A 12955-nucleotide genomic window follows, 5' to 3' on the forward strand; every position below is an offset into this window, starting at 1 on the left:
CGAGGACTTCGTAGAAGACGGCACGTTTGAACCACTCGGGGTCCCGGTCCTTGGCGGGGGTGTCCTCGAAGGTGTCCGGCACGGGCTCGTTGACGATCATGTTGTGGGTGACCCTCCGATCTGCGGGGTGGACGGTCGCAGGACGGTGAGGATGTGCGCCGGCCGGTGGCCGGGTTCCAGGCGCACATAGTTGGCCCTGCCCCAGTGGTAGGTCTCGCCGGTGAGCTCGTCGCGCACCGGCACCGACTCGTGCCAGTCGAGGCCGAGTTGCGGCATGTCCAACGAGACCGTGGCCTCCTGGGTGTGGTGGGGGTCGAGGTTGACGACCACCAGAACCGTGTTCGATCCCGAGCGCTTCGAGTACGCGATCACCGCTTCCTTGTCCGTGTGGTGGAAGTGCACGTCCCTCAACTGCCGCAGGGCGGGGTGCTGCCTGCGGATCGCGTTGAGCCGCGTGATGAGGGGGGCGATGCTGTGCGGGGCGTCCCAGTCACGTGGCTTGAGCTGGTACTTCTCCGAGTCGAGGTACTCCTCGCTGCCCTGTCGCAGGGGGACGTTCTCGCAGAGTTCGTAGCCCGAGTAGACGCCCCAGGTGGGGGAGAGGGTGGCGGCGAGGACGGCACGGGCCTCGAAGGCGGGCCGGCCGCCGTGCTGGAGGTGGGCGTGCAGGATGTCGGGCGTGTTGACGAAGAAGTTGGGCCGCATGTAGGAGGCCGCCTCACCCGAAAGTTCGGTCAGGTACTCCGTCAGTTCCTGCTTCGTGTTGCGCCAGGTGAAGTAGGTGTACGACTGCTGGAAGCCGATCTGGGCCAGGGTGTGCATCATCGCGGGGCGGGTGAAGGCCTCCGCCAGGAAGATCACGTCCGGGTCGGTGCGGCCCACGTCGGCGATGACGCGTTCCCAGAAGACCACCGGCTTGGTGTGCGGGTTGTCGACGCGGAAGACGCGCACGCCGTGGGACATCCAGTGCCGCAGCACCCGCAGCGTCTCGGTGACCAGGCCGTCCATGTCCCGGTCGAAGGCGAGCGGGTAGATGTCCTGGTACTTCTTGGGCGGGTTCTCCGCGTAGGCGATGGAGCCGTCGGGGCGGTGGTGGAACCACTCCGGGTGCTTGTCCACCCAGGGGTGGTCCGGTGAGCACTGCAACGCGAAGTCGAGTGCGATCTCCAGCCCGTGGGCCCTGGCCTGGGCGACGAACCAGTCGAAGTCGTCCAGGGTGCCCAGGTCGGGGTGGACGGCGTCGTGCCCGCCCTCGGGCGAGCCGATCGCCCACGGCACGCCGACGTCGTCCGGTCCGGCGGACAGCGCGTTGTTGGGGCCCTTGCGGAAGGTGCTGCCGATCGGGTGGATCGGCGGCAGGTAGACCACGTCGAAACCCATCGCGGCGATCGCCGGGAGACGCCGCGCGGCGGTGCGGAACGTGCCGTGCGGGCACTCCCGCGTTCCCTCGGAGCGGGGGAAGAACTCGTACCAGGACCCGAACAGCGCCCGCTCCCGCTCCACCAGCAGCGGCAGCGGCTGCGACGCGGTCACCAACTCCCGCAGCGGATACCGCGCGAGCACCGCGTCCACCTCCGGCGTCAGCGCGGCGGCCAGCCGGGAGGCGGCGGGGCGGGACTCGTCGCGCAGGGCGGCGACGGCGGTGAGCAGCACGGACCGCTCGCTGTCGCGCGTTCCTTCGGCGGCGCGCTCGTGCAGCCGCGCGCCCTCCTCCAGGACCAGCTCCGTGTCGATCCCCGCGGGGATCTTGATCTGGGCGTGGTGGCGCCAGGTGCTGACCGGGTCGCCCCACGCCTCCACGGTGTACATCCACAGGCCGGCCCGGCCGGCGGTGACGGTGGCGCCCCAGCGGTCGGTGCCGGGGGCGAGTTCGCGCATCGGCGTCCAGGGGCCGGGCAGACCGTCCGGATCCCTCAGCACGAGGTTGGCGGCGACCGCGTCATGACCCTCACGGAAGACGGTGGCCGAGATCTCGAACGTCTCGCCGGTCACCGCCTTCGCGGGCCGGCGCCCGTGCTGGACGACCGGGCGGACGTCGAGGACCGGTATGCGCCCGACGGCGGTGCTCTCGTCCGCGGAGGGTGGCTCCGCGGCCGGCGGACCGGCGTCGGCCGGGCGCACGGGTGGTGCTTGCGTGCTCTCGGTACTGGTTGTCGGAGGTGCTGACGAGTGGTGCGTTGCGGGCATCACCGCTCCGTTCCGCGTCAACTGGGTGGGCGGATGGCTGGTGGGGAGGTGGGTCGTGCGCGGGTGTGCCTGTGGGGCGTACCGCAGGAGCCTTCCCACCCTATTCGGGTGGGCAATCCGGCACTTTGTTAACTACTCACGCGTATGTCTACGCACAAGACCGGCCCCGTTCCGGACGAACGGGGCCGACGCTTGCACCATGTCTCGAATGCGCCGCTACGACCGCGGTACTTGTAGAAGTTTGTTCGGTGAACCGGGGCCCCGCGCGGAGACCTTCCCCGAGACGGCGCCCGCCACCAGCGCCCTGGAGACCTGCGCCGGCGTGGCCTTCGGATGACCCGCCAGATACAGCGCGGCGGCGCCCGCCACGTGCGGTGACGCCGGCGACGTACCGGAGAAGGCGGCCCTGCCGGTGTCGCTCCGATGGCTCGCGGAGGTGATCGACACGCCCGGTGCGAAGAGGTCCAGTGCCGGGCCGTGGTTCGAGAAGGAGGGCCGGGTGTCGGTGCGATTCGTGGCGCCGACGGTGATCGCCTCACGGACGCCCGCCGGCGAGTAGCGCCCGGCCGGGGCTCCGTCGTTGCCCGCGGCGACGGTGTACGTCACGCCGGAGGCGATGGACTTGCGTACGGCGGCGTCGAGTTGGGCGTGGTGCGAGCCGCCCAGGCTGAGGTTGGCGACGGCCGGCTTGCGGGCGTGCCTGGTCACCCAGTCGATCCCGGCGATGACCTGGGCGGTCGTCCCTTCGCCCGCGTTGTCGAGCACGCGGACGGCGACGACCCTGGCCCTCCTGGCGACGCCGAGGCTGCGGCCGGCGACGGTGGCGGCGACGTGCGTGCCGTGTCCGTTGCCGTCACCTGCGGACTTGTCCCCGCCGACGAAGTCCCAGCCGTACCCGGCCCGCCCGCCGAACTCCTTGTGGGTGATGCGGATCCCGGTGTCGATCACGTACACGGTGGCGCCGCTCCCCGCCGAGTCCGGTGCGGTGTAACGCCGGTTGAGCTGCGGACTCGGCTGGTCGACGCGGTCCAGCCCCCAGGAGGGCGGGTTCTTCTGGGTGTACCCGGCGGCCACCCGGGTGTCCTGGACCACGGACGCGACCCGCGGATCGGCCGCGAGCCGCTTCGCCTGCCCCTCGTCGGCCCGTACGGCGAACCCGTTCAGCACAGTGTCGTAAATATGGCTGATTCTCACCCCGTACTCCCCGGCGGTCCTCCTTCCATCCGCCGAGGAGGCCTTCGTACCCCCCTTGAGCGTCACCACATAACTGCCGCTGACGGAACCGGGTGCTCCGGCCCCGGCTGTCCGCCCCCCGGGTGCGGCCTGCGCGGGGAGAATTCCGGCCGACAGGACCACGACGCACGCCACCGCGGTCAGGCCTCCCATCCGGCGCAGCCGCCACGATCGCGTCCATGTCATCCTCCGCGTCCCCCTCCTGGACCCCTCGCCCACCGCCGCGTGGACGCGCCGGCGGTACGCCGTTCGGCAGCTTCTCGTGCGGGTGGAACCACCACAAGGACGCGTGTGCGTGCGGAATCGGCCATATCGCCCATCAGGGGCGGATGAAGGTCGTTCCAGGGGCGCGCCCGAAGTCGGCCACGGCGACGCCGGGTAGCCACTACCGTCGATATCGATGACGGGACGCACACCGCTGTGCGTCCTTCTCCGCATGCTGACGAGGTGGAATGTGAAGGCGATCCGTCGATTCACCGTCCGACCCGTTCTCCCCGAACCCCTTCGGCCGCTCAGTGATCTCGCGCGGAATCTGCGCTGGTCCTGGCACACGGAGACGCGCGAGCTGTTCCAGTCCGTCGATCCGGAGCGGTGGGCCGCCTCGGGCGGCGACCCGGTGCGGCTGCTGGGCAGCGTCCCGCCCGCGCGGCTCGCCGAGCTGGCCGAGGACCGCCGCTTCCTGCGCCGGCTGACCACCGCCGCCGACGACCTCGGCGACTACGTCACGGGCGACCGCTGGTACCAGGCGCAGTCCGGTGACCTGCCCGCCGCCGTCGCCTACTTCTCCCCGGAGTTCGGCATCACGGCGGCCCTGCCGCAGTACTCCGGCGGACTCGGCATCCTCGCCGGCGACCACCTCAAGGCGGCCAGCGACCTCGGCGTACCGCTGATCGGGGTGGGGCTGCTCTACCGGCACGGCTACTTCCGGCAGACCCTCTCCCGGGACGGCTGGCAGCAGGAGCACTACCCCGTCCTCGACCCCAACGAGCTGCCCGTCGTCCTGCTCAAGGAGGAGGACGGCACGCCCGCCCAGGTCACCCTCGCCCTCCCCGGCGGGCGCCAGCTGCGCGCCCGGATCTGGCTGGCCCAGGTCGGCCGGGTCCCGCTGCTGATGCTCGACTCGGACGTCGAGGAGAACGACCTCGGCGAGCGGGGCGTGACCGACCGGCTGTACGGCGGCGGCAGTGAGCACCGGCTGCTGCAGGAGATGCTGCTGGGCATAGGAGGTGTGCGGGCAGTGCGGACGTACTGCCGGCTCACCGGGCATCCCGAGCCAGAGGTCTTCCACACCAACGAGGGGCACGCCGGGTTCCTCGGGCTGGAGCGGATCGCCGAACTCTGCGACGCCGGGCTCGACTTCGACTCCGGTCTTGAGGCCGTCCGCGCCGGTACGGTCTTCACCACCCACACCCCGGTCCCCGCCGGCATCGACCGCTTCGACCGCGAGCTGGTCGCCCGGCACTTCGGGCCCGACGCCGAGCTCGCGCGCATCGACGTCGAGCGCATCCTGCGGCTCGGCATGGAGACGTACCCGGGCGGGGAGCCCAACCTGTTCAACATGGCCGTGATGGGGCTGCGCCTGGCCCAGCGCGCCAACGGTGTCTCCCTGCTGCACGGCAACGTCAGCCGCGGGATGTTCTCCGGGCTCTGGCCCGGGTTCGATTCCGACGAGGTGCCGATCACCTCCGTCACCAACGGAGTGCACGCGCCGACCTGGATCGCCCCCGAGGTGTTCCGGCTCGGTGCGCGGCAGGTCGGCGCCCAGCGCGCCGAGGACGCCTTCACCGGCGCCGGCGGGGACCGCTGGGACGCCGTCGCGGACATCCCCGCCCAGGACATCTGGGAGCTCCGCCGAGATCTGCGCGAACAGCTGGTGACCGAGGTACGCGAGCGGCTGCGGGCCTCCTGGCGGCAGCGCGGGGCGGGGACGGCCGAGCTGGGCTGGATCGACGGGGTGCTCGACCCCGACGTCCTCACCATCGGGTTCGCGCGGCGCGTCCCGTCGTACAAGCGCCTGACGCTGATGCTGCGTGACCGTGACCGGCTGATGGATCTGATGCTGCACCCGGAGCGGCCGATCCAGATCGTCGTCGCGGGCAAGGCGCACCCGGCCGACGACGGCGGCAAGCGGCTCATCCAGGAGCTGGTCCGGTTCGCGGACGACCCGCGGGTACGGCACCGGATCGTCTTCCTGCCGGATTACGGCATGGCGATGGCGCAGAAGCTCTACCCCGGATGCGACATCTGGCTGAACAACCCCCTGCGCCCCTTGGAGGCCTGCGGCACCAGCGGCATGAAGGCGGCGCTCAACGGCTGCCTCAACCTCTCCGTGCTGGACGGCTGGTGGGACGAGTGGTTCCAGCCCGACTTCGGCTGGGCGATCCCGACCGCGGACGGCGCGGGCACGGACCCCGACCGCCGTGACGCCATCGAGGCGGCGGCGCTCTACGACCTGCTCGAACAGCGGATCACCCCCCGCTTCTACGAGCGTGGCACCGGCGGACTGCCCGACCGCTGGATCGAGATGGTCCGCCAGACGCTCATGCTGCTCGGCCCGAAGGTGCTGGCGGGCCGCATGGTCGGCGAGTACGTCGAGCGGCTGTACGCCCCCGCGGCCCGCGCCCACCGCACGATGGCGGCGGACGCGGCCCGCGAACTGGCCGAGTGGAAGGACCGGGTGCGCCGGTCCTGGCACGGCGTGCGGGTCGACCACGTCGAGACGTCCGCGACCACGGCGACGGCCGAGCTCGGCTCCACCCTCACCCTCCGCGTCCGGGTCGCCCTCGGTGACCTCGCCCCCGACGACGTGGAGGTCCAGGCGGTCTCCGGCCGTGTGGACCCCGAGGACCGCATCGCCGACGCCACCGCGGTCCCGCTGAAACCGGCGGGCGGACCGGACCTGGAAGGGCGCTGGATGTACGAGGGCCCGCTGGCCCTGGACCGGACGGGGCCGTACGGCTACACGGTGCGGATCCTGCCCGCGCACCGACTGCTGGCGACCAGCGCGGAGCTGGGACTGGTGGCGGTGCCGTCGCAGGACGTGGTCGAGGGGGCGGCGGGGGTGCTGCTGCGCTGACGCGCCGCGCGGTGCGGGAGGGGCTCCCGGTCTCAGTACTCGTTCTCCGGCTCGCACAGCTGGCGGAGTACCTTCCCGCACCGCCGCGCGTACGCCGTCTGGAACCCCCGGTTCGCCGGGCCGCCCGCCCGGACGTACCACTTCGCGGCGCGGCTGAACGCCGACACCGTCAGCCACACCGTGCCGTCCCCCGTCCGCTCCACCACGAACGCCTCCTCGCCGCACTCCGGGTGGCCGGTCAGCGTGCCGTAGGCCCAGCCCGCGCGGCGGTACTCGGCGACCGTCCAGACGACGCGGCAGGGAGCCTTGATCACGCCGGCGAGGGTGAGGGTGACGTCGACGCCGGGGGCGGCGCGGTCCGCGGCGGTCTCGACGCCCAGGCCCGCCGCGCGGTGCATCTCCCAGGTGCTCACGGCGTCGGCGGCCCGGCGGAACACCCGCTCGCCCTCGCCGATGCGGGTGCGCACATGCAGGGGGTGGAAGCCGGGTGGGCAGAAACCCGTCTCGCGGGTCGCGCCGACATCCTCGTACGTGAACGACATGCGGCCAAGAGTAGGGCGGCACCCGGCGTCGACCGCCCGCCGGGTGCCGCCGTCACGAACTGGCTTACGGGAACGTCACCTTCCAGCTGTTGATGTAGCCGGTGTCCCGTGCCGCCTGGTCCTGCACCCGCAGCCGCCAGGTGCCGTTGGCGACCTCGGAGGAGGCGTTGACGGTGTAGGTGGCGTTGACGTTGTCCGCCGAGTCCGAGGAACTGAAGTTCTTCAGGCGGTACGCCGTCCCGTCCGGGGCCAGAAGGTCGATCACCAGGTCACCGCGCCAGGTGTGCACGATGTCCACGGCGACCTGGAGGTTGGCCGGGGCGTTGCCCGCCCGCCCGGACACGGCGATCGAGGAGGTCACGGCCGCCCCGTTGTCCGGGATGGACACGTCGGCGGTGTTCTCGAAGGAGGTGCCGCCGCCCGGGCCGCCGGGACGCGAACCGACCGCGACGCCCGCCCACGCGTCCTGCACCGCCTTGTACTCGGCGCTCGTCGTGCCGTACAGCTCACCGGCGACCGCCAGCGTGCCGGTGCGCGCGGCCGCGTAGTTGGTGGTGGAGGTGAACTTGGTGGTGAGCGCCTTGAACCAGATCTGCTCTGCCTTGGCCCGGCCGATGCCGGTCACCGGGAGGCCGTCCGCGGTCGGCGAGTCGTAGCTGACGCCGCCCACGACCTTGGCGCCGCTGCCCTCGCTCAGCAGGTAGAAGAAGTGGTTCGCGGGACCGGACGAGTAGTGCACGTCGATCGAGCCGATGCCCGAGTACCAGTTGTCCTTCGACGCGCCGTCCTTGCTCGGCTTGTCCATGTAACGCAGCGGCGTGCCGTCGCCGTTGATGTTGATCTCCTCGCCGATGAGGTAGTCACCGACGTCGGAGGAGTTGTTGGCGTAGAACTCGACGGTCGAGCCGAAGATGTCGCTGGTCGCCTCGTTCAGGCCGCCGGACTCGCCGCTGTAGATGAGGCCCGCGGTGGCCGAGGTCAGGCCGTGGGTCATCTCGTGGGCGGCCACGTCGATCGACGTCAGCGGGTTGGCGTTGCCCGACCCGTCGCCGTAGGTCATGCAGAAGCAGCTGTCGGACCAGAACGCGTTGACGTAGTTGTTGCCGTAGTGGACCCGCGAGTAGGCGCCGACGCCGTCGCCGCGGATGCCGTTGCGGCCGTGCACGTTCTTGTAGTAGTCCCAGGTCAGCGCGGCCCCGTAGTGGGCGTCCGCGCCGGCCGACTCCGCGTTGGACGCGGTGCCGTTGCCCCAGACGTCGTCCGGTCCGGAGAAGAGCGTGCCGGTGCCGGAGGTGCCGCGGTTCAGGTTGTACGTGCGGTGGTTGCCGCGGGCGCCGTCGGTGAGGTTGTACGTCGACCCGGACTGGGTCGTGGTGAGCGGGACCGTGCCGCTGTACACCGTGTGCCCGGTGCCGTTCCTGACCGCCTGCCACTCGAAGAGCTTCTCGCCGGTGGTGGCGTCGGTGACGACGTGCAGTTCCTGCGGGGTGCCGTCGTGCTGGAGGCCGCCGACGACGGTCTCGTAGGCGAGGGTCGGCTCGCCGTTCGCGGCCCAGACGACCTTGCGGGGCTCACCGCTGACCTCGGGGCTCTTGGCGTCCTCGGCGCGGGCGGCGCCGAGCGCCTGCCGCTCGGCCTGCGCCCCGGCGATCGCGGGCTTGAGCGAGGGCACCTCGATGGTGGCGCGGGTGGCCTTGGTGACGCTCTCGGTCGCGCCGGCCTTCGACGTCTCGACGACCAGATCACCACCGAGGACCGGCAGGCCGGCGTAGGTCCGCTCGTAGCGGGTGTGGACCGTGCCGTCGGCGTCCTTGGTGACGTCCCGGACGAGGAGCTTCTCCTGGGAACCCAGGCTCAGCTCCCGCGCCGTGTCCGCCTTGCCGGCGTCGGCCTCGCGGATCAGCGCCGCGCGCTGGGCCGGAGTGAGCTTGACGGGCAGGGAGCCCGGGTCGGCCTTCGCCGACGCCGACGGCGCCTTGTCCGGGGTGGCCGCCGCGGCGCCGGACTGCACGGCGGCGGCGAGGAACGCGGCGACGCCGACAAGGGCGACGGCCGCAACGCGGGGGGTGCGTCTGTGGGAGGAACCGTTGCTCGATGAGGAACTGCTCTTCAACACTGACTCCTTCTGCGTGGCCGCGGGTCACGCGGCCAGGGGAGATCCGGGCGGCGAACAGGCCGTCCGGGCAGAACGCGAAACCAGGTGCACAGGCCACGGGAACAACACAGCGGCATGGAGGTGGGGTTGCTGTGGAGTGGCCGTGAGAAGCGTGACACCACGGGCCTGACCTGTCAGGAGCGCGTCAAAAATTTGGCCGGAAACGGTTCGTTGTCCGGGAGTTCGCGTTCGGTATACGAACGGGACGGCTTTCTACCCGGTCCGTTCCCCGTGCCAGGTCCGCCACAGCCGCGCGTACGCGCCGTCCGCCGCCACCAGCTCGTCGTGCGTGCCGAGTTCGGTGATCCGTCCCGACTCCATCACCGCCACCCGGTCCGCGTCGTGCGCGGTGTGCAGCCGGTGTGCGATGGCGACGACCGTACGGCCCCGCAGCACGGCGGCCAGGGCGCGCTCGGTGTGCCGGGCGGTCGCCGGGTCGAGCAGCGCGGTGGCCTCGTCGAGGATCAGCGTGTGCGGGTCGGCCAGCACGACGCGGGCGAGGGCGAGTTGCTGGGCCTGCGAGCCGTCGGTGCGGGTCCCTCCCGCGCCCAGCTCGGCGTCGAGCCCGCCGGGCAGCTCGCGCACCCAGGCGTCGGCGCCGACCGCGGTGAGGGCGGTCCACAACCGCGCCTCCGTGGCCGCCGGTTCGGCGATCAGCAGGTTGTCGCGGACCGTGCCCAGGAACACGTGGTGCTCCTGCGTCACCAGCGCGACCTGGCGGCGCAGCCGCTCCGGCCCCAGACCGGCGACCGGCACCCCGCCCACCGTCACACTGCCCGCGCCGGGCGCGTCGACGCCGGCCAGCAGTCTGCCCAGCGTGGACTTGCCCGCCCCGGACGGCCCGACGACCGCGAGCCGCTCGCCGGGCCGGATCGTCAGGTCGACGCCGCGCAGTACCTCGCCGCCCCGGTCGTACGAGTAGCGCACGCCGGTCACGTCGATACGGTCGCCGTCCGGGTCGGGGGAGTCGGCCGGAGCCGTCCGGGGCGCCAGCGCCAGGCCCTCCACCCGGGCGAAGGAGGCGTTGCTCATTTGCAACTGCTCGACCCGGACCAGGATCGTGTCCAGCGGCTCGGTCACCTGCCGCAGATACAGCGCGGCCGCCACCACCGCCCCCAGGGTCACCGTCCCCCGCTCGTGCAGGAAGCCCCCGACCAGCAGCACGGCCACCACCGGGAAGGCGTACGCGAAGTCCGCCGCCGGGAAGAACACGCTGCGCAGCCGGAGGGTGTGCAGCCGGGTGCGCCGCGCCTGTGCCAGCGCGTCCCGGCTCGCCGCGATCCGGTGCTTCTGCAGCCCGAACGCCTCGATCGTGCGGGCGCCGGCCGCCGTGGCCGCGAGGACCTCGGCGACCTCCGAGGTGGCCGCACCCTCGTCGAGGTAGGCGGAGCGCGCCCGGCGCAGGTACCAGCGCAGCGGGAACCAGATGCCGAGCCAGCCCAGCAGCGCGCAGCAACCCAGCAGCGGGTCCAGCGCGACGACCGCGCCGAACAGGAAGAGCACCTGCAACGCGGCGATGATCAGCGCCGGACCGGCGTCCCGCAACGTCGTGCCGACGGCGGTGACATCGGCGGTGCCCCGGGCCGTCAGATCACCGGTGCCGGCCCGCTCCACCACCGACGCGGGCAGCGACAGCGCCCGGTCGACGAACCGCTCCCGGACCCGCGCCAGCGTGCGTTCCCCGAACCGGTGCCCGGCGTACCGCGCCCACCGCGACAGCAGCAACTGCGCCAGCGCGCACCCGACGAGCGCCAGCGCCAGCCGGTCGACGACATCGACGCCGCCGCCCGCCCGGACCTCGTTGATGATCAGCCCCAGCAGCCACGGCCCGGCCAGCCCCGCCCCGGCGGCCAGCGCGTTCAGCGTCAGCACGGCGGCGAAGACCCGCCCGTCGGCCCGGATCAGCCCGGTCAGCGCCCGCCGCACCTCGGCGGGCCCGGCGATCGGCAACTGGCCCGCGCGCTCGGCCGTGGCGCTCGACGCATGCCCGGAAGTCATCGCACGGCCTCCTCGGCGCCGATGCCGGACCCGGTGTCCGTGTCGGCCTCCGTGTCGCGGGCCACCAGCGCCCGGTACCCGGGCGCGTACGCCAGCAGCCCCTCATGGGTCCCACTGGCCTCGACCTTGCCGTCCACCAGGAAGTACACGGTGTCCGCCCGGTCCACCACCAGCGGCGAGGTGGTGGTGACGACGGTCGTACGGCCCTCGCGGGCATCTCGCAGCCGCTGCGCCACCGCCGCCTCGGTGTGCGCGTCGAGCGCGGACGTCGGTTCCACGGCGAGCAGCACCTCGGGATCGGCCAGCAGCGCCCGCGCCAGCCGCACCCGCTGGCGCTGACCGCCGGAGAGGTTCCGGCCCTGGGCGTCGATCCGCGCGTCGAGCCCGTCCGGCAGCCCGCGCACGATGTCGTCGGCCGCGGCGGCCCGCACGGCCCGCGCGACGGCCGCGTCGCCGGCGTCGGCGCGCCGCCCGAGGACCACCTCGCGCAGGGTCCCCGCGAACAGGTCGGCCTCGTGGTCCGCGACCAGGATCCGCTCCCGCACCTGGGCGAGCGCGATCGCGTCCAGCCGTACCTCGCCCCAGATCGCGTCCGAGGGCGTGTACCGCCCGAGCCGGTCGACGATCTCCGCCGCGTCGGCGGGGCGTTCGCAGGCCAGCGCGGTCAGCCGCCCCGGCAGCACCCGCACGCCCGACTCCGGGTCGTGCAGCGCGGACGGCTCGGCCGGGGCGTCGTGCCTCCCGTCACCGTCCAGCGGGTCGAGGCGCAGGAACCGTACGATCCGGCGGGCGGCCACCAGCCCCCGGCTGACCTGCTGGCCGAACTCCAGGAAGTACGCGACCGGCACCACCAGCACCGCGACATAGCCGTAGACCGACACCAACTCGCCCACGGTGATCGATCCTTGGGCCACCAGCCGGGCCGCGAGCCAGGTCACCACGGCCAGGAACACCGGCGGCACGCCGAGGCCGAGCGCCTGGATCCAGCTGCTCACCGCGCCGACCCGGTACCCCTCGTCGCGCAGCCGCCGTGAGTCCCGGCGGAAGGCCCCGGCGACCAGCTCCTTGCCGCCGAGCCCGCCCAGCACGCGCAGCCCGCCCGCCATGTCGCCGATGCGCGCGGTCAGCGTGCCCTGCGCTTCCCGGTACGCCGTCTCGGTGCCCTGGAGACGGCCCATCAGCGGCCCGGCCAGGACGCCGGTCACCGGCACGCCCAGCAGCACCACCGCGGCCAGCAGCGGCGACACCGCGAGCAGCAGCGCGGCGACGACGCCGTACGCGACGACCGCGCCGACGCCCGGGCCGACGACCGTCAGGGAGGTGGCGACGGTCTGCACGTCGCCCACGCCGATCGTGACGACCTCCCCGGCCGCGACCTGTCGGCGCAGCGAGGCGCCGAGCCGGACCGCCTGCCCCACGACGACCTTGACCGTGCGGAAGTTGGCGTCCATCCGGACCCGGGTCATCGTGCGGTGCCGGGCGATGTTCAGCCAGGCGTCGAGCGCCCCGGCCGCCAGCACGGCCGCCGCCCAGCCCAGCAGCGCGGCCCGGTCACCGGGCTCCAGCCCGTCGTCGATCGCGCGGGCCAGCAGGTACGGCACCACCGCGGGCAGCGCCAGCGACACGATCCCGAACAGCGCCCCCGCGGCCGAGCGGCCCGGCTGGCTGCGCACCAGCCACCACAGGTAGCGGGCGGGTCCCCGGCTGTCGGGTGTGCCGGGGTCCTGATACGCGTCGATCACCGCGCTGCTCGCTTCCCGTGCC

At 72.7% G+C, this 12955-nt stretch carries 7 protein-coding genes; 1 reads left to right on the forward strand and 6 read right to left on the reverse strand.

Features of this window, described 5'->3' with window-relative positions; genetic code table 11:
* Positions 1-96: 96 nt before the first annotated feature.
* On the reverse strand, positions 97-2187 hold the full coding sequence (locus tag ACFV6X_RS06950; RefSeq protein WP_385378765.1) for an alpha-1,4-glucan--maltose-1-phosphate maltosyltransferase: 2091 nt from the start codon (positions 2185-2187) through the stop codon (positions 97-99).
* 216 nt (positions 2188-2403) lie between these two features.
* Complete coding sequence (locus ACFV6X_RS06955; protein WP_385378768.1) at positions 2404-3606, reverse strand: S8 family peptidase; 1203 nt, start codon at positions 3604-3606, stop codon at positions 2404-2406.
* A gap of 268 nt (positions 3607-3874) precedes the next feature.
* Here ACFV6X_RS06955 and ACFV6X_RS06960 point away from each other — a divergent pair, with 268 nt between their 5' ends.
* Positions 3875-6496: a glycosyltransferase family 1 protein gene (locus ACFV6X_RS06960; protein ID WP_385379296.1), complete on the forward strand. Its 2622-nt coding sequence runs from the start codon at positions 3875-3877 to the stop codon at positions 6494-6496.
* A 32-nt stretch (positions 6497-6528) separates the two neighbouring features.
* On the opposite strand, the gene ACFV6X_RS06965 is transcribed toward ACFV6X_RS06960, so the two are convergent.
* From ACFV6X_RS06965 to ACFV6X_RS06980, 4 genes are all read right to left on the reverse strand, one after another.
* Positions 6529-7038, reverse strand: a complete 510-nt coding sequence (locus ACFV6X_RS06965) for a DUF1990 family protein (RefSeq protein ID WP_385378771.1) — start codon at positions 7036-7038, stop codon at positions 6529-6531.
* A gap of 64 nt (positions 7039-7102) precedes the next feature.
* Complete coding sequence (locus tag ACFV6X_RS06970) at positions 7103-9154, reverse strand: M4 family metallopeptidase (protein WP_385378774.1); 2052 nt, start codon at positions 9152-9154, stop codon at positions 7103-7105.
* A 252-nt stretch (positions 9155-9406) separates the two neighbouring features.
* The gene (locus ACFV6X_RS06975) at positions 9407-11191 is read right to left on the reverse strand and encodes an ABC transporter ATP-binding protein (protein WP_385378777.1); all 1785 of its coding nucleotides are present in this window, start codon (positions 11189-11191) and stop codon (positions 9407-9409) included.
* Positions 11188-12933: an ABC transporter transmembrane domain-containing protein gene (locus ACFV6X_RS06980; protein ID WP_385378780.1), complete on the reverse strand. Its 1746-nt coding sequence runs from the start codon at positions 12931-12933 to the stop codon at positions 11188-11190. Before ACFV6X_RS06980 ends, ACFV6X_RS06975 begins: the two co-directional genes overlap by 4 nt.
* Positions 12934-12955 lie beyond the last annotated feature (22 nt).

It is taken from the genome of Streptomyces sp. NPDC059861, assembly GCF_042731435.1.
GTDB lineage: Bacteria > Actinomycetota > Actinomycetes > Streptomycetales > Streptomycetaceae > Streptomyces.

Excerpts from the sequence above, each read along its gene's own strand:
- ACFV6X_RS06950 (WP_385378765.1), bottom strand. The coding sequence starts at position 2,187 with ATGCCCGCAACGCACCACTCGTCAGCACCTCCGACAACCAGTACCGAG.
- ACFV6X_RS06955 (WP_385378768.1), bottom strand. The coding sequence starts at position 3,606 with ATGACATGGACGCGATCGTGGCGGCTGCGCCGGATGGGAGGCCTGACC.
- ACFV6X_RS06965 (WP_385378771.1), bottom strand. The coding sequence starts at position 7,038 with ATGTCGTTCACGTACGAGGATGTCGGCGCGACCCGCGAGACGGGTTTC.
- ACFV6X_RS06975 (WP_385378777.1), bottom strand. The coding sequence starts at position 11,191 with ATGACTTCCGGGCATGCGTCGAGCGCCACGGCCGAGCGCGCGGGCCAG.